Source organism: Corallococcus praedator (assembly GCF_003612125.1).
Classification (GTDB): Bacteria; Myxococcota; Myxococcia; order Myxococcales; family Myxococcaceae; genus Corallococcus; species Corallococcus praedator.
Window position 1 is genome coordinate 18,956 of the sequence record NZ_RAWI01000051.1, and the last position, 17,275, is coordinate 36,230.

General features: G+C 72.0%; 13 protein-coding genes. 7 read left to right on the forward strand and 6 right to left on the reverse strand.

Annotation, left to right across the window (positions count from 1 at the left end; genetic code table 11):
• The first annotated feature begins 110 nt into the window (after positions 1–110).
• Together D7Y13_RS09590 and D7Y13_RS09595 are read left to right on the forward strand one after the other, a co-directional pair.
• Positions 111–1,613, forward strand: coding sequence for an oligosaccharide flippase family protein (locus D7Y13_RS09590; protein ID WP_120535397.1), 1,503 nt, complete (start codon positions 111–113; stop codon positions 1,611–1,613).
• Positions 1,610–2,782 (forward strand): acyltransferase family protein, encoded by a 1,173-nt coding sequence (locus D7Y13_RS09595; protein WP_120583594.1) that lies wholly within the window; start codon positions 1,610–1,612, stop codon positions 2,780–2,782. Before D7Y13_RS09590 ends, D7Y13_RS09595 begins: the two co-directional genes overlap by 4 nt.
• A gap of 13 nt (positions 2,783–2,795) precedes the next feature.
• Here D7Y13_RS09595 and D7Y13_RS09600 read toward each other — a convergent pair whose 3' ends face one another.
• Positions 2,796–3,704 carry a glycosyltransferase family 2 protein gene (locus D7Y13_RS09600; RefSeq protein WP_120583600.1) on the reverse strand — a complete coding sequence of 303 codons (909 nt, stop codon included), beginning with the start codon at positions 3,702–3,704 and terminating at the stop codon, positions 2,796–2,798.
• 147 nt (positions 3,705–3,851) lie between these two features.
• Between D7Y13_RS09600 and D7Y13_RS09605 the strand changes: the two genes are divergently transcribed.
• The 4 genes from D7Y13_RS09605 to D7Y13_RS09620 are packed head-to-tail and all read left to right on the forward strand — an operon-like array spanning position 3,852 to position 8,558.
• Entirely contained in the window at positions 3,852–5,003 is a 1,152-nt protein-coding gene (locus tag D7Y13_RS09605) for a glycosyltransferase family 4 protein (RefSeq protein WP_341870400.1), read from the forward strand.
• Between the two features lie 35 nt (positions 5,004–5,038).
• On the forward strand, positions 5,039–6,163 hold the full coding sequence (locus D7Y13_RS09610) for a glycosyltransferase family 4 protein (RefSeq protein WP_120583601.1): 1,125 nt from the start codon (positions 5,039–5,041) through the stop codon (positions 6,161–6,163).
• A 14-nt stretch (positions 6,164–6,177) separates the two neighbouring features.
• Positions 6,178–7,410, forward strand: coding sequence for a glycosyltransferase family 4 protein (locus D7Y13_RS09615; protein ID WP_120583596.1), 1,233 nt, complete (start codon positions 6,178–6,180; stop codon positions 7,408–7,410).
• Entirely contained in the window at positions 7,407–8,558 is a 1,152-nt protein-coding gene (locus tag D7Y13_RS09620) for a glycosyltransferase family 4 protein (protein WP_120583597.1), read from the forward strand. Before D7Y13_RS09615 ends, D7Y13_RS09620 begins: the two co-directional genes overlap by 4 nt.
• Before the next feature lie 9 nt (positions 8,559–8,567).
• On the opposite strand, the gene D7Y13_RS09625 is transcribed toward D7Y13_RS09620, so the two are convergent.
• From D7Y13_RS09625 to D7Y13_RS09645, 5 genes are read right to left on the reverse strand one after another with little or no spacing between them, the layout of a single operon-like run.
• Positions 8,568–9,701 (reverse strand): glycosyltransferase family 4 protein, encoded by a 1,134-nt coding sequence (locus tag D7Y13_RS09625; protein ID WP_233595533.1) that lies wholly within the window; start codon positions 9,699–9,701, stop codon positions 8,568–8,570.
• A complete protein-coding gene (locus D7Y13_RS09630) occupies positions 9,673–11,127 on the reverse strand; it encodes a hypothetical protein (protein WP_120583598.1) in 1,455 nt (484 codons plus the stop codon). Before D7Y13_RS09630 ends, D7Y13_RS09625 begins: the two co-directional genes overlap by 29 nt.
• Positions 11,124–12,248, reverse strand: coding sequence for a glycosyltransferase family 4 protein (locus D7Y13_RS09635; protein ID WP_120583599.1), 1,125 nt, complete (start codon positions 12,246–12,248; stop codon positions 11,124–11,126). Before D7Y13_RS09635 ends, D7Y13_RS09630 begins: the two co-directional genes overlap by 4 nt.
• An 11-nt stretch (positions 12,249–12,259) precedes the next feature.
• The gene (locus D7Y13_RS09640; protein ID WP_279637084.1) at positions 12,260–13,438 is read right to left on the reverse strand and encodes a glycosyltransferase; all 1,179 of its coding nucleotides are present in this window, start codon (positions 13,436–13,438) and stop codon (positions 12,260–12,262) included.
• Between the two features lie 59 nt (positions 13,439–13,497).
• Positions 13,498–15,693 carry a GumC family protein gene (locus tag D7Y13_RS09645; RefSeq protein WP_120535389.1) on the reverse strand — a complete coding sequence of 732 codons (2,196 nt, stop codon included), beginning with the start codon at positions 15,691–15,693 and terminating at the stop codon, positions 13,498–13,500.
• Between the two features lie 219 nt (positions 15,694–15,912).
• On the opposite strand from D7Y13_RS09645, the gene D7Y13_RS09650 reads away from it, so the two are divergent.
• A complete protein-coding gene (locus D7Y13_RS09650) occupies positions 15,913–17,244 on the forward strand; it encodes a bifunctional glycosyltransferase/class I SAM-dependent methyltransferase (RefSeq protein ID WP_120535388.1) in 1,332 nt (443 codons plus the stop codon).
• The last annotated feature ends 31 nt before the right edge of the window (positions 17,245–17,275 follow it).

Sequence of the window (17,275 nt, forward strand, 5' to 3'; positions counted from 1 at the left end):
CCGCCCTCCGGGGCTCCGGACAGGCCCTGCCTTCCGGCGCGCGAACGCGGCTCCTTGCGCCGGGCCCTGTTCGCCGGACGCGAGGCCGCATATACGCTCACGTCTCTTCCATGAGCAGTCCCTCCACCTCCGCACCGGAGCTGGGCACCTCGGACGTGAAGGTCCGGGCCCAACGCTCCATCGTCGCCCTGGGCCTCCGGACGCTCGGCTCCCTGGGCCTGCGCGTGGTGAGCTCGCTCGCCCTGTCGCGCCTGCTCTTCCCGTCCGACTACGGCGCCTTCGCCATCGTGGCCTTCACCGCCGCGATGGGCGCGTACCTGGGCGACCTGGGCCTCAGTGCTTCGCTGGTGCGCCAGCAGCATGAACCCACCGAGGATGAAATCAGCACCGCGTTCTGGAGCCACCAGGGCTTCACCGTCGCCATCGTGGCGGTGCTGCTGGGGTTCGCGCCGCTCATCGCGCGCTCCTACGACCTGGGGTCTTCCGGTGCGCTCATGGTGTGCGCCGTGGCGCTGGGGTTGTTCTTCCACTCGCTGCGCGTCATCCCCATCATGATGCTGGAGCGAAACCTCCACTTCCCCGCCATCGCGCGCGCGGAGCTGGTGGAGAGCGTCGCGCAGACGGCGGCCACCATCCTCCTGGCCGCGCTGCACTGGGGCCCGTGGGCGCTCATCGGCGGCGGGCTGGTGCGCGGCGCGGTGGGGCTGGGGATGTTGTGGGCCGCGGCGGCGTGGCGTCCGCGCGGCAAGGTGCGCTGGGACATCGTCAAGCGACTGCTCGGCTTCGGCATCTGGTTCCAGCTCAACGGCATCGTGCCCGCCATCCTGGGCGGATGGATTCCGCTCGTGGTGGGGCGCCTGGAGGGCAAGGACGCGGTTGGGCTGGTGAACTGGGCGTGGGCGCTGGCCTCCGTGCCGCTGGCGCTCAGCAGCGTGCTCAACCGCGTGGCGTATCCGGCCTACAGCCGCATGCAGCAGGACGCGGAGGGGCTCGCGGAGTACCTGCGCACGTCCATCCGCCGCATCAGCGCGGTGCTCTGCATCCTCGTGCCCTTCGGCGTCATCGCGCTGCCCTTCCTCATCCCCACCCTCTTCGGCGAGCGCTGGAGCCCGGCGGCCGCGCTGGTGCAGTGGTTCATGCTGGAGGGCGCGATGCAGGCCGTGCACGGGCTGCTGAACTCGCAGCAGAACGCCAGCGGCCACGCGCGGGAGCGGGTGTACGTGCTCATCGGCTCCAGCCTGCTGCGCTGCGGGCTGGGCACGCTGGCGGTGATGCACTGGGGCATCGTGGGCATCGGCGTCACGGCCACGGCCATCACGCTCACGGAGCTGTGCCTGAGCGCGTGGCTGGTGGCTCGGAGAAACCCGCACCTGTCCGGTCTGGAGTTCCAGGTGCTGGAGCCGTTCCTCACGGTGGGCGCGCTGCTCGCGTTCGCGGTGGGCCTGTCGCGCTTCGCCAGCGGACAGTACGGGCTGCTCGTCCAGGCGCTGGTGGGGACCGGGATGCTGGCGGTGCTGGTGCTCGCGCGGGAACGCTCCCGGCGAGGGCTGTCGCTGGTGGGCGAGGTGCGCGCCGTCGTGGCGCACGTGCGCGGACGGAAGGCCGCCCCGTGAGCGCCGTGGCGGAACGACCCGCGCTGCCCGCCCTCACCGGCCTGCGCTTCCTCGCGGCGATGGGCGTGCTGGGCTACCACTGCTACTGCGCGCCGTGCTCCCCGGCGCTGCCCTCGGGCATCGGACGGCTCATCGGCGCGGGCTTCTCCACCGTCAGCCTGTTCTTCATCCTGTCCGGCTTCATCCTCGCGTACACCTATCTGGAAGACGGCGGCGGGATGAAGGGCACGTGGAGGGCCTTCTACCGCGCGCGCTTCGCGAGGCTGTATCCGGTGTATCTGGTGTCGCTGCTGGTGGACGTGCCCATGTTCGTGCGCGCCATCCACATGGCGGATCCACCCGCCAGCTCGGGCGAGCTGCTGCGCATCACAGGCGCGACGCTCACGCTCACGCAAGGCTGGCTGACGCTGCACCGGCCCACGTGGAACATCGTCGCGTGGACGCTGTCGGTGGAGGCGTTCTTCTACCTGCTCTTCCCGCTCGTGGGTCCGTGGCTCGCACGGCGAAGCACCCGGGTGCTCACGGCGCTCGCGGCCGGCGCGTGGCTGCTGGGCACCACGCCCATGCTCGCCGCCGACGCGGCGGCGCGGCTGACCGATTCCGGTGGAGTGCTCGCGACGTTCCTGCGGGTCTGGGGGTTGATCTCCTCGGAGGCCATTCCGCTCGCGCGGCTGCCGGAGTTCCTCATCGGGTTGTGCCTGGGGCTGGTATTCTGCCGGCGGGAGCACCTGACGGCGCGTGCGTGGGCACGGACAGTGGCCTTCGTGCTCATCGGCGGCGGGCTGGCGGCGGGGCTGATGCGACTGCCGGAAGCTCCGTCACCGCTGGTGCAGTCCGCCGTGATGGTGCCGCTGTTCACCGCGAGCATCTACCTGCTCGCGAGCGGCCTCGTGGGCCGGGGGCTGGGACTGGGAACGCGGGCAATGGTGCTGCTGGGGGGCGCCAGCTACGCGCTCTACATGACCCACGGCTCGCTGATGAACTACGCGCTGGCGTTGAACACGCGCACGCTGGGGCTGCCCCACAACGTGCTCGCGCTGCTCTTCGCGCCCGTGGCCGTGGGCGTCTCCGTGGTGCTCTTCCGACACGTGGAGGAGCCCATGCGGCACCGGCTCCGGGCCCTGCGGCGTCCTCGCGCGACCCCGCCTCCCGAAGTCGCGGGAAGCTGAACGCGCGCCGGCTTCAGCGACGGGGCCGGAGCGACTTCGCGAGCACCCAGGGCGGAAACCCCAGCAGGTATCTCCACCGGGGCAGCGCACGGTGGAAGCGCAGGCCGCGCGCGTACAGCGTCAGGGCCTGACGGCACCGGCCGTGTTCGAGCAGCCAGTGCGTCACGTGTCGCAGGCCGAAGAGGAGCATGGCCAGCCGCTCCCGGCGACGCGCGGCGCCTCCCGGATAGTGCCCGTGTCCCTCCTGGGACAGCAGGAACAGGGTGCCCTCGTAACCCCGGTCGAGGTCGCGCGAGGACGACTCCGCGTGCTGGCGGTAGCCCAGCGTCACCGGGGACTCCACGTAGACGAAGCCGGGTTCGACGCCCAGGCGGTACAGCAGGTCGTAGTCCTCGGAGCTGATCCGCTTCGCGCTGAAGCCACCCACCCGGCGGAGCGCTTCGGTGCGCACGGCCACCGCGCACGCGGTGCGGATGAACGTCGCGTCCGCGCTGGCCAGGTAGTCCGCGAAGGACCGCGCGACGAAGGGCCCGGACTCCAGGTCCGACAGCTCGCCGGGTGACTGGAAGGAGCGGGCCCGGCCCATCACCAGCGTGGGGCGGCCGTGCTCCTGGAGGGCCTGCTGGAACGCCGCCAGCGTCCAGGGCGGCCACAGGTCGTCGCTGTCGAGGAAGGCCACGTATTCGCCACGGGCCTCGCGGATGCCCAGGTTGCGAGCCACGCCCTGCCCCGCGTTGTCCTGACGGAACACGCGAACGCGCTCGCCGTAGCGGGCGAGCAGCGCGGGCGTCCCGTCGGTGGAGCCATCGTCCACGACGATGACCTCATGGTCCGTCAGCGTCTGGGCGAAGACCGAGGCCAGCGTCTCTTCCAGGAGCGAGGCCCGGTTGTAGGTCGGAATGACGACGGAGAAGAGGGGCATGCCACCCGGGAGCGGAAGGAGCCGGATGATAACCCGCGCCCCCGGAGGCGACATGGCTTCCCGCCCGACACGTGAAGCGGTTAAGAGTCGGGCACCCCGCCGGGACGGACCCGGCGTGTCGGACCGCCGCTCCCGGATGACGCCCGCGTGCCTGCCTCCCTCCCCACCTGGCATCTGCTCTCGGGCGAGTACCCGCCAATGGTGGGCGGCGTCGCGGACTACACCCAACTCATCGCCGACGCGTTGGTGCGCGCGGGCGAGCAGGTCCACGTGTGGGCGCCGGGCCCGTCGGGGGTCGTGACGGAGGACGGGGTGACGGTCCACCGCGCGCCGGGGCGGTTCTCCCCGGGCGACCTGCGGGCGCTGTCGCGCGAGCTGGATGCGTGCCCCGGGCCGCGAAGGCTGCTGCTCCAGTACGTGCCGCACGCGCTGGGACTGAAGGCGATGAACGTCCCGTTCTGCGCGTGGTTCGCCGCGCGGAGGAAGGACGAGCGGCAGGTGTTCTTCCACGAGGTCGTCTACCCGTGGAGCCTCCACGCTCCCTGGAGGCACCATGTGCTGGCCGCGACCACGCGGGTGATGCTGCGGCTGGTGGCGGAGTCCGCGGACCGGAGCTTCGTCTCCATCCCGACGTGGGCGGAGCACCTGTCGGCCAGGGCGAAGCAGCGCACCGAATGGCGTCCCGTGCCCAGCAACCTCCCGACGGAGGTGTCCGCCGTGGACGTGCTCCGGGCGAGGGCGTCCCTGCCCGAGGGGCCGGTGGTGGGCCACTTCGGCACGTACGGTTCGGCCATCGTGGGGCCGCTGGAGTCGGTGCTCGCCTCCGTGCTGCGCGCGGATCCGCGGAGGCAGGGGCTGCTGCTGGGCCGGGGCAGCCGCGCGTTCATGGAGGCCGTGGTGCGACGACGTCCGGACGTGGCGGCCCGCCTCCAGGCCCGCGACGCGCTCTCGCCGGGCGAGGCCGCGGCCTTCCTGCGGGTTTGCGATGTGCTGGTGCAACCGTATCCGGATGGCGTCAGCACGCGCAGGGGCAGCGCGATGGCGGGCCTGGGCCTGGGCGTCCCCATGGTCACGAACACGGGCCATCTCACGGAGCCCCTGTGGCGCGAGCTGCTTCCCGTGGCGCTGGTGGAAGGCACGGCGCCATCGGCCCTGGTGGACGCCACGGAGCACCTGCTCTCGCAGGACGAAGCCCGCCGGGCGTTGGGGGAGCACGCCGCGCGCATCTACCGCGAGCACTTCGCGCTGGAGCGCACGGTGGAAGCGCTCTTGCGGAAGCCTCCGGGAGGAATGCCGTGAGCGCCCATGCGTCCCCGCCGCGACTGGCCCTCCTGATGGATCCACGCGAGGAGGGCTGGCCCAGCATGGACCTCGTGGGCGAGGCGCTGCTGGAGCACCTGTCCGCCCTGCCCCGGGAAGTCACCGTCACCCGCCTGCGTCCGCCCATGCCCCACGCCGTGCGCCGCCTGCCCCGCGTGGGCACGCGCAATGCGGCCTTCAACGCGGACCGGCTGCTCACCCGCTTCGGGCTCTACCCGGCGCGACTGCTCCGGGAGCGCCGGGCGCACGACGCATTCCACGTCGTGGATCACACCTACGCACAGCTCGTGCATGCGCTGCCCGCGGAGCGCACCGGCGTCTTCTGCCACGACCTGGACGCCTTCCGCTCCGTCCTCGAACCGCACCGCGACCCAAGACCGTCATGGTTCCGCTTGATGGCGCGCACCACGCTGAAGGGGCTGGAGCGTGCGGCCATCGTGTTCCACAGCACGCAGGCGGTCCGCTCGGAGCTGCTCACGCACGGAGTGGTGCCCGAGGACCGGCTGGTGTGGGCACCGTACGGCGTGTCTCCCGAGTACCGGGCCGAACCCGTTCCCGGGGACAACAGCGACGCCGTGCTCGCACCGCTGCATGGCAGGCCGTACCTGCTGCACGTGGGAAGCGCCATCCGCCGCAAGCGATTGGACGTCCTCTTCGACGTCTTCGCGGCGCTGCGCACGAAGCATCCGGACCTCATGCTGGTCCAGCAGGGCGGCGCGTTGGACGCGACGCAGCGGGCGCAGGTGAAGCGGCTCGGGCTGGAAGGCGCGCTGGTGCAACCACCGCGACAGGAGCGGCCGACCCTCGCGGGCCTCTACCGACGCGCGAGCGCCGTGCTGGTCCCCAGTGAAGCGGAGGGCTTCGGCCTGCCCGTCATCGAGGCCCTGGCGTGCGGCGCGCCCGTGGTGGCCAGCGACCTGCCGGTGCTGCGGGAAGTGGGGGCCGACGCCTGCACCTACTGCCCGGTGGGCGACGTGGAGAACTGGACGAGCGTGGTGGATGCGCTGCTCACCGGTCGTCGGCCCGCGCCCGCGCGCGAGTCACGACACGCACGGGCCGCCCGCTTCACCTGGGGCGCCCACGCTCGCACCGTGCTGGACGCCTACCTGCGATTGCTTGACCGACCCGGACGGGTCTGATTCGGTCGCCCCGCGTGCGCATCCTGTTCCTCAACCCCGTGGGAATCCTGGGCGGTGCCGAACGCGCACTGCTGGACCTGCTCGCTTGCCTGCGCACGCTGGACCCCGCGCTGTCGCTGCACCTGCTCGTAGGCACGGAAGGTCCCCTCGTGGAGGCCGCGCGAGCACTGGGCGTGGACGCTCGGCCGTTGCCCCTTCCTGCGGCATTGTCCGCGCTCGGGGACAGTGGGCTCCGGGGTCAGGGGCTGGCGGGAGGGCTGCGCTTCGTCCGCGACTCCGCGCCCGCCGCGCTCCTGCTCGCACGCTACGGCGTCGCACTGAGGCAGGCCGTGCGTGACGCGGCTCCGGACCTGCTTCACTCCAATGGCATCAAGACGCACCTGCTGACCGCCGCCACCGCGGGCCTGCCCCTGCCGCGCGTCTGGCACGTGCATGACTTCCTGGGCGAGCGCCCCCTCGTGCGCCGCGCTCTGGCGGGGCTGCGTCCCCTGGCTTCGGCGGCCATCGCGAACTCACAGGCCGTGGGTGAGGATGCGCGGATGGTGCTCGGGAACGTGCCCGTGCACGTGGTGCACAACGGCGTGGACGTGGAGCGGTTCTCCCCGGGCTCCGGTGACGGCGCGCATCTGGACGCCCTGGCCGCGTTGCCTCCCGCGCCCGAGGGCACGTTGCGCGTGGGGCTGGTCGCCACCTATGCGCGATGGAAGGGACACGACGTCTTCCTGGAAGCCGCAGCGCTGCTGACGCGTCAGGTCCCCACCCTGCCCGTGCGCTTCTACCTGGTGGGCGCGCCGCTCTACCGCACGCCCGATTCGCAGTTCACCGACACGGAGCTGCGCGAACAGATTGAACGCCACGGCCTCACCGGGCGCGTGGGACTGGTGCCCTTTCAAGCCGACCCCGCCCGCGTGTACCGCGCCCTGGAGGTCTTCGTGCACGCCAGCACCCGCCGCGAACCCTTCGGCCTCACCATCGCGGAGGCGCTCGCATGCGGGCGCGCCGCCGTCGTCTCCAGGACGAGCGGCGCGGCGGAAGCACTTCGCGATGGAGAAGACGTGCTGGCCATCGACCCCGGTGATGCACGGGTCCTTTCGGAAGCACTGCTCCGCCTGCTTGGGGACGAAGGTCTGCGCGGACGACTGGCGACCGCGGCCCGGCACACCGCCGTGCGCTGCTTCTCCCGCGAGCGCTACGCTCGGGAGATCCTCGCCGTGTACCGGCAGCTCGTGCCACGGGAGCGAGGGTGATGCGTCCCCGGAAGCTCGTCACCGTCTCCCACTCGTACGTCGTCACGCTCAACCGCCGGCTGGCCAACGAGATGACGCGCGTGGGCGCGGGCCGCTGGGACGTCACCGCCGTGGCACCGCGCGCCTTTCACGGCGACCTGAGTCCGCTGGTGCTCCAGCGTGAACCCGGCGAGCCCGTGCACATCGAGGCCGTGCGCGCCTTCTTCAGCCGCTCCCTGCACGGCTTCGTCTACGGCCCGGAGCTGCGCGCCCACCTGTCGCGAGGCGTGGACCTGGTGCACGCGTGGGAGGAGCCCTACGTGCTGTCGGGCCTGGAGGTGGCGATGCTGACGCCGCGCCGGGTGCCGCTCGTGCTCTGCACGGCGCAGAACCTGACCAAGCGCTACCCCCCACCCTTCGCACAGGCCGAGCGTTTCGTCGTGCACCGCGCTGCGGGCTGGGTCGCGTGGGGACAGACGGTGCGGGACACGCTCCAGTCACGTCGCGACTACGCGCTGCGGCCCTCGCGCTTCATCCCCATGGGCGTGGACGTGGAGCAGTTCCGACCGGACGCGGCGGCGGGCGCGGACTTCCGGAGGAAGCTCGGCTGGGAGACGGAAGGGCCTCCGGTGGTGGGCTATCTGGGGCGCTTCGTTCCGGAGAAGGGCGTGCGCCTGTTGATGGAGGCGCTCGATGCCCTGCGCACGCCCTGGAGGGCCCTCTTCGTCGGTGGCGGCCCCATGGAAGCGACGCTGCGAGACTGGGCGTCACGTCACGCCGACCGCGTGCGCGTCGTCACCGGCGTGCCGCACGCGGGAGTGCCCCAGGCGCTGAATGCCATGGACGTGCTCTGCGCGCCCAGCCAGACGACGCCCCGGTGGAAGGAGCAGTTCGGTCGCATGCTCGCGGAGGCCTTCGCGTGCGGAGTGCCCGTGCTCGGCAGCGATTCCGGTGAGGTGCCCTTCACGGTGGGCGATGCCGGACAGGTCCTGCAAGAAGCGAACGTCCCCGAGTGGACCCGAGCGCTCGCGGACCTGCTGGAGAATCCATCGATGCGTCGCGAACAGGGCAGGAAGGGCCGTGAGCGCGCGCTGTCCCACTTCGCCTGGCCGGTGGTGGCGCGAGCCCACCTCGACTTCTTCGAGGAAGTGCTCCAGCGCCGCGCCTGAGCCGGAAGCTCAAGCCTCCAGCCGGGCCACCAGCGCCTCCGCCATCGCATCCCACGTCCAGGCGCGCAGCGTGGACGACACCGCCGCGACGGCGGGCGCCAACGCATCACCACGGTTCCGCCAGTCCTCCAGGCGCCGCATCAACTCCCCCGAATCCTCCGGCGAGTCGAGCAGCAGCCCCTGGAGCTCAGCCGGGTAGCGCTCGGCCACGCCCGCCGAGCGACTCACCAGCGCGGGAATGCCCACGCACAGCGCCTCATGCACGCCCAGGCCGTAGGGCTCGTAGCGCGTGGGCGCCACCAGCAGATCCGCGGCGGCCAGCAGGCGGGGCACATCCTTGCGGAAGCCCAGGAACCGGACGCGCTCCCCCAGCCCTCTCAGCCGCGCCTCGCGCTCCCAGGCATCCCGCTGCGCGCCCGTTCCCACCACGTACAGGTCCACGTCCCACGCCTTCACCGCGCACAGTCGGACCCACGCGTAGAAGAGCGTGTCGAAGCCCTTTCGCTGGTCACCCATCGCGCCCACGAACAGCGCCACGCGCCGCTCCTCGGGCCAGCCCAGCGACGCCCGGGCCTCACGCCGGAGCGACGGGGACGTGGACGCAAAGCGCGTCGGATCCCCACCCAGGTAGACGACGTGGACCCGCGAAGGCTCGACGCCTGTCGCGGCCATCAGGTCCTGCCGCGTGCGCTCCGAGTTCGCGATGATGATCCGAGCACTCCGCAGCGCGCGCTGCTCACGCCGCAGGTACACGCGGTGACTCACCTGGCCCTTGAGCCGGCGCAGCGGATTGCCCACGGGCTGCGGCGCATGCGCACCGTGGACGTAGTGGACCCAGTTGGCCGCGGGAACCACGCAGTTGCCGCCGTTGGCCACCACCTGCCCGCCCTCCGCCAGCGTGCGCGTGGCCCAGAAGCGTCCCACCGCATCGAGCAACGGCTCGCCCAGCAGGTACGCATTCGCGGGCTTGGGCACGCGGATGAAGCGCACGTTGGGGTAGCGCAGCAGCGAGTCCTCCACCCGGTGCGCCACCAGTCGCACCGGCCCGCCGCGACGCGCGAGCCAGTCCGCCAGCGCGAGGTTCGCCCGGTCCATGCCTCCGGTGGAGACGAAGTCACCGGCGATGAGCGTGTACGGCCGCATTCCGATTCCAGTACGCGCTGAAGAACGCCGCGTTGAGCAGCCAGAACTCCATGCCCATCTGGCTCATGAAGAACGGATAGCTGAAGGTGAGGGCCACCGCGCCCAGGTCATAGGCGAACAACAGGCTGCCCCACAGCCAGAACTCACCCGCCGAGTCCTCGCGCCGGATGGCCACCCGGAAGCCCCACACCATCGTCACCAGCAGGGCCAGCGGATAGAAGAGGATGGCCAGGAACCCGCCGTCGAACACCCACCCCGACCACTGGATCTCCGCCCACAGCGGCGGGTACTCGCGGTCGCTGTTGTCGCCGAAGTAGGCGTTGGCCATGCCGTAGCGGCCCAGCCCCGCGCCCAGCGGATACTCCGGCAGGCGCTCCCCGAAGGTGTCCTCCAGGAAGTGGCCCCGGTTGCCCTGGTACACCTGACTGGGATCCGACGCGGTGAGGGTGCTCCAGCGCGCCAGCACCGCGTCGCCGCCCACCGCGACCGCCCAGCCGAAGGCGACCACCGCGAGCCCACCCACGACACCGCCCAGCACCGCCAGCCGCATCAGCCGGCCGCCCACCATCAGCACCAGCCCCATGGCGAGCATGCACACCAGCAGCGTCACCGCCGCCGCGCGCACCTGACACAGGTACAGGCTCACCAGACCCACGCCGATACCGCCCACGCCCAGCACGCGCTTCCACGTGTCCTGACGACTCAAGAGCAGCGCGCCGCCCAGCAGCACCGCGTAGAAGGCACCGGTGGCCGCGCCACCCGGCAGGTCCGTCAGGCCCATGGGCCGGAAGACGCGTGCACCGCTGGCCGTCTCGAACTGGAGGCTGCGGATGTAGCCCTCGCCCTGGCCCTCGACGACCGAGGACAGCGCGGGCTGGAAGCGGCCGGGGAAGTACACCTGCAGCACGCCCATCGTCGCGCTCGCCATGTTGAACAGGAAGAGCAACAGGACGACGCGCCGGAACATCTTCTCGTCGATGCGCAGCCGGCTGGCCCAGAACAACGGCGCGAAGACGGAGGCCTGGATGCCCACCTGCGCCGCCGCCGCCAGCGGGCTGGTGGTGCCGGGGTGGAAGAAGTTGAGCGCCGTCACGCCCACGTACGCCAGCAGGAAGGGCATCGCCGGATGCTTGAGGCGGCGCCCCTTCACCAACGCCAGCAACCCGAGGCTCGTGCCGAACGCCAGGATGCGGAACACCACCCGCAACGGAGACAGCGCCTCCAGCAGCAGCGCGAGCTGACAGCCGAACAGCAGCGCGATGAAGGCCACCACCACCCGGCCCGAGCCGAAGAACCCGATGGGCGCCGTCGGAGCCGGAGCCCCCTGCACGGGCGCTTCGGGCACGCGTCGCACGTACCGCTGATGCAGCACGCCGGGTCCCCGCAGGCCGGGACGCCCGGAGGCCACAGGACGGGCCCCCTTCATGCCAGGGGCTCCGGGGCCACGGAGCGCACCGCCGCCTCCAGCGCCTCCAGGAACGCGGACGGAGCACTCAGCGCCTGCGCCCGCGCGGGTCCGCCAAGGCCCAGCTTCCGCCGGGTCTCCCCATCCTCGATGAGGCTCCGCAGCGCCTGCGCCAGCGCCTCCGCCTTCGGAGGCACCAGCACGCCGCACGACGCATCGACGATCTCCAGCGGCCCGCCCAGCGCGGTGGTGACCACGGGAAGCCCGGCGTACAGCGCCTCCACGAACGCGAGGCCGAAGGGCTCCGGTCCGGTGTTCGGCTGACAGTGCACCTCCGCCGCGCGCAGCAGCCGGGGCACATCCGAGCGCTGCCCCAGGAAGCGCACCCGGTCGGAGAGCCCCAGCAGCGCGGCCTGGGCCTTCAAGCCCTCTTCGTACGCGACCTCCTCCGGTCGCTGCGCCCCACCCGCGAACCACGCCTTCCAGCCCGGCACCTGTCGCAGCCGGCCCAGCGATTCCAGGAGCAGTCGCTGGCCCTTCCACTCCTGCATCCGGCTGGCGTGGACGATGACGACGTCCTCCGCGCCCGCACCCAGCTCACCTCGGAGCGAAGCGCGCTCGGAAGCGGTGAGCCCCGCGCCGCCCTCCGGCACGGGAGGATGGAGCACGCGCCACGGCGTGCGCGGGTACACCCGGGCCAGCGTGGCCGCGGTGTAGCGGCTGTTGCACAGCGCCAGCCGAGGCTCGGTGACGCGCGCCCAGCGCTCCACCCAGTGCTCGCCCGTGAGCGCGTCATGCTGGAAGAAGAGGAGCGGCACCCCGGCCGTGCGCACCACCGGCCCGAAGAGCGCCTGCGGCCACGCCGCGTGACACACCACCGCGGAGAACACCTCGCGCTTCAGCAGGGCCATCAACGCGCGGCGCGCCTCCCACACCAACCAGGGACGGCTCACCTTCGCGGGCCCCAGCAGGTGCAGCGCGGCGCCCGCCGAGCGCAGCTCCTCCGCGATGCGGCCCTCGAAGCACAGCGCGAACGCGTGCTCCACGCCCCCACCGCGCCGCGCCCCCGCGAGCGCCAGCGTGCGCAGGAACGTCTCGATGCCGCCGTACAGGTTGCCGCTGGACACGTGCAGCACGCGCATGGGGTCGGGCCTCAACCCCCGCCCGCGACGTGCGGGACCGACACCGGAGGCCGCGCATCCACCAGGGGACTGCGCCCGAGCGCCTCCGCGTACAGGTCCAGGCTGCGCGACGCCATCACGTCATGGGCGAACTCCGCCCGCGCGCGCTCCTGCGCCCCGCGACCCAGCCGCTCCCGGAGTCCAGGCTCCTCCACCAGCCGGCGCGCCGCCGCCGCCAGCGCCCGCGCATCGCCCACGGGCACCGTGAGCCCGGTGCGCTCGTGCATGCTCACCCACGCCACACCGGAGCCCGGGATGGCGGTGTTGATCACCGGAAGACCGCTCGCCAGCGCCTCCACCTGCGACAGGCCATACGCCTCGCTGCGCGCGTTGCTCGGGAACCACAGCGCGGTGGCGGCCCGGAACGCGCCCGCGAGCGCTTCCGGCGACAGGTAGCCCGCCCACGTCACGCGGTCCTCGATGCCCAGCGCCCGCGCCCGCTCACGGCCTTCCGCGGCCAGCGGTCCTTCGCCCACGACGACCAGCCGCCCCGGCGCGTGCACCAGCGCCTCCAGCGCCGTGAACAGGCCCTTGTAGTAGACGAGCCGCCCGACCATCAGCCACAGCGGTCCCCCCGCGGCCTCCGCCGTCCACCGCGCGCGGGCCTCGCGCGCCTCGGCCGAAGGGTGCAGGTACGGCTCAAGCTCGATGCCCAGCGGCAGCACCCGCACCTTCGACTTGAACGTGGAGAGCAGCGACGAGCCGCGCACGTACGCGTCGCTCGTGGCCAGCAGCCGCGCCGCGCGGGCGTACAGCATCCACTCGAAGGGACGGAAGAGCGCGCCCGCGACCTTCTGGCGGATGACGTCGCTCTGGTGCGTCACCACCACGGCGGGCAGGCGCGGCACCGCATCCAGCGCCAGCACCATGGACGGATTGGGCACGTGCAGGTGCACCACGTCCACGCCCCGCGCCAGCGCGCGACGCAGCGCCACCGGCAGCGCCGGCATCACGTCCATGCGCGCGACGGACGCCAGCCGTCCCAGCCGCACCACGCGCACCGCGCCGTCCCATTCCTCGCGCGTGGGGCTGCGGCCGTGGAACTCGTGGCTGGTGCCGGTGCCATCCACGGAGTGGTTCGCGCACAGCACCTCCACCTGCGCGCCCAGCGCGGCCTGCGCCCGCGCCAGCGTCCGCACGTGCGCCTCCATGCCACCGGAGGCCGGAGGGTAGAACTTCCCCAGGTGCAGCACCCGCAGGCCCGCGCCCGTCACGACGACGCCACCCCGCCCTTCTTCGGTGCGTCCTGGGTCGGGCCGTAGCCCTGGTAGCCCAGGTACGTGTCGCCGTACCGGGGCTTGCGCAGGTCCACGTCGTTGAGGATGGCGCCGAACATGCGCGCCTGCACGTCCGCCAGCGAGCGCAGCGCGCGCTTCGCCGCGCCCCGGTCCGTCCTGCCCGCCTTGAACACCATCACCACGCCGTCCGCCTGCGTGGCCAGCACCGCCGCGTCCACCACGGCGTTGAGCGGCGGGCTGTCCAGGATGACGCGGTCGAACTTCTCCGACGCCGCGCGCAGCAGGTCCTTGAAGGCCCGCGTGTGCAGCAGCTCCGCCGGGTTCGGCGGCAGCGGGCCACACGGCAGCACGAAGAGGTTGGGCACCTCCGTGCTCTTCACCGCCTTGTCCAGCGAACCCTCGCCCACCACCAGCGAGCTGATGCCCGCGTCGTTGGGCACGCCGAACGCGCGGTGCAGCCGGGGCCTGCGCATGTCCGTGTCGAGCAGCAGCACGCGGTTGCCGCTCTGGGCCATGGCCACGCCCAGGTTGATGCACGTGGTGGACTTGCCTTCCTGCGGACCGCTGGAGGTCACCACCAGCGTCTTGAAGGGCTCATCCGGCGACATGAACAGCAGGTTCGTGCGCACCGCGCGGCAGCACTCCGCCACCGCCGAGCGCGGCGAGCGGTGCACGTACAGGTCACGCTCGCCCGGCTCCCGGCCGCCTTCCATGCGCGGCACCACGCCCAGGAACGCCAGCCCCAGCCCGTCCTCCACGTCCGCCTGCGACGCGACGGTGTTCTCCATGAACTCCAGCAGCACCGCCGCGGCCAGCCCCATGAGCAGGCCCATCACCCAGCCCACCATCAGGTTGCGCCGCGTGTGCGGCCGCACCGGCACCATCGACGGCCGCGCTTCGTCCAGCACGCGCACGTTGCTCGTGCGCAAGAGGCCCGACAGCTCCACGTCCTTGAGGCGCTTGAGCACGTCCTCGTAGCGCCGCTGGTTGTCGTCCGACTCGCGCTGGAGCTGCCCGTACTCGATGGCCTTCTTGTTCACGACGAAGGCCTCGGCCTTGGTCTCATCCAAGAGCTTGTTGAGGTTGCGCTCCTCGCCCTTCACCTCCACCAGTTGCATCTCCGCCGAGCGCACCACGTTGGCCAGGCTCTTGAGCAGGTCCTCGCGCACCACCTCCAGCTTGCGGTTGCACTCCAAGAGCTTCGGGTGCTCCGGCAGGTAGCGCTCCGACAGCTCCGCGCACGCGACCTTCTGCTCGCCGTAGCGCGTCTTCATGTCCTGGATGGGCCCGTCCTTGGCGCCGGGCACGGCCTCCGCCCACGTCTCGTCTTCGCCGGCGGCCTTGCGCAGCTGGTGGATGGCGTCCACGCGCGCCTGCTGCGCCGCGATGCGCGTGCGCACCTCGGTGAGCTTCAGGTTGTAGGAGTTGATGCGCTCGCTGACGATGGAGAGCCGCGACTCCAGCGACGTGGACAGCATGTCCGCGTCCTTCTTCAGGTCGTAGACGGCCAGCTCGCCGGCCTTCGCCTCGCGGCCCAGTTCGTCCCGGCGGACCTCCAGCCACGTGCGCGCCTCGTCCGTGACGCGCATCTTGAGGGCCTGGTTCTCCGCCATGTACGCGGCGGCCACCTCATTGGCGAGCAGCGCCGCGCGCTTGGGGTCCACGTCCTCCACGCCAATGTTCATCACCCGCGAGTCCTTGCCGGGCACCACCAGGATGCGCGAGCGCAACAGGCCCACCGCGTCCGCGCCCTGCATCGCCTGCACGCGCGTCTTCTCATCCAGGTTCGCCGGCAGGCCCAGGAAGCCCGAGTCGTTGGCCAGCCCCAGCCGGTCCACCACGCGGCTGGCCACCGCGCGCGAGGTGATGACCTCGCTCTGCGTGCCGGTGTATTCCTTGTTGAACCAGTAGTTGCTGCGCTCCTCCCCCATCACCTCCTTCACCTCGCCGTCGAGGATGCGCGGCGCGGTGACGTCGATGATGAGCGACGTGCTGGCCGCGTAGATGCGCGGCTGACGCAACGTCCAGGCCGCCGTGAGCGCGGTGACGGCCAGCGCCACCCCGAGCATCACCCACCGCCTGCGCCACAGTCCCCGCGCCCGGTGCATCACGCTCGCGGACGTCGCGCCGGGAGCACCTCCGGCCGGGTCCAACACCGTTCCTTCCACGTCGCGTCTCTCCAGAAGGGGGGCTGCCGCGGGGCGGCTTCAGCGGCCCGGCATCCGGACCCCGACCTGCACCCACATCGCACAGGGTGAACAACGGCGGGAGCGTGCATCGGCCCGGGCGGGTTGTCCATCACACCGACGCAGCCTGGACGCTCCTCGTCCATCCGGTCCGATCCACGAACGCGCGCCGTGAGAGCGCCTGTGGTAGTGAGCCGCACCATGGTCGCAGCCCTCTCCGTGGTCCTCCCCTACACGCCGAAGACCGCCGCCGCGGCCGCACGGTTCGCCCAGGCCCTCGCGGGTCAGGCCCAGGTCGTCCTCGCCGGAGAAGGGCCGGTGGATGTGACGCCCGGTCCCAACGTCCACGTCCTTCCGGCCCAGGGGGGCAAGGGAGCGTCCATCCGCGCCGCGCTCCCCCACGTCACCGGCAGCATGACCGTGCTCCAGGATCCGGACGCCGCCTACTCGCCGGACAGCTACGCCGCGCTGGTGCAGCCCCTGCGCGACGACACCGCCGACGGCGTCTTCGGCCGCCGCCCCGGCAACTCCGCGGAGCTTCTGGCCGAGCGCGCCCTGGGGGGCATCACCCGCTTCGTCACCGACGTGGCCCTGGCGGATCCGCTCACCGGCCTGCGCGCCTTCCGCACGGACGCGCTGCGCTCCATCCAGCTCACCAGCGACGACGACGCGGTGGACGCGGAGCTGGTGGTGAAGATGGCCGCGCAGCTCTTCCGCCTCACGGAAGTGGCCCTCCCCCCGCTGCAGGCCGTGCCGCGCCGCCCGGCCTCCGCGCACCTGGCCCGCCTGCGCACCCTGGTGCGCTACGCCACCGTGCGCGACGACGCGGACAACCAGCACGAGGGCTACTCCACCCTGGAGCGCATGGACGGCGCCACCCACTACAACCAGTGGCTGGGCCGCCGCTTCCGCGAGCACATGGGCCGCCGCGTGCTGGAGATTGGCGCCGGCATCGGCACCATCACCCGCGAGCTGGAGGCCGGCTGCGACATGCTGGTCGCGCTGGAGGTGGAGCGCTTCTACGTGGACCGCCTGAAGAACCTCTTCCGCGGCAAGCCCCACGTGCGCCCCTACCTGTCCGACGTGGCGCTCGCGGACTGGGAGTCGCTCCAGGCGGAGAAGCTGGACACCATCGTGCTGTCCAACGTGCTGGAGCACATCCCGGACGACGCGTCCGCGGTGCGCCGCTTCCGGCAAATCCTCCAGCCGGACGGCCGCGTGCTCATCCTCGTGCCGGCGCTGCCGCAGCTCTTCGGTGCCATCGACGAGGCGGTGGGCCACTACCGCCGCTACACGCCCGCCACCCTGCGCGCGGTGCTGGAGGAGAATGGCTTCCGCGTGGACACGCTGGAGTGGATGAACCTGGTCGGCCTGCCGGGCTGGTTCGTCAACAGCCGCCTGCTGCGCCGCCGCGCGGTGCCCAAGCTCCAGTTGAAGCTCTACGACACGCTGGCGCCCCTGTTCGCCCAGGCCGAGCAGCAGGTGACGCTGCCGGTGGGCATGAGCCTGTTCGCCGTCGGCCGCGCCGTCTGACGCCCCCTTGAGCGCCGAACCCCACCCCACC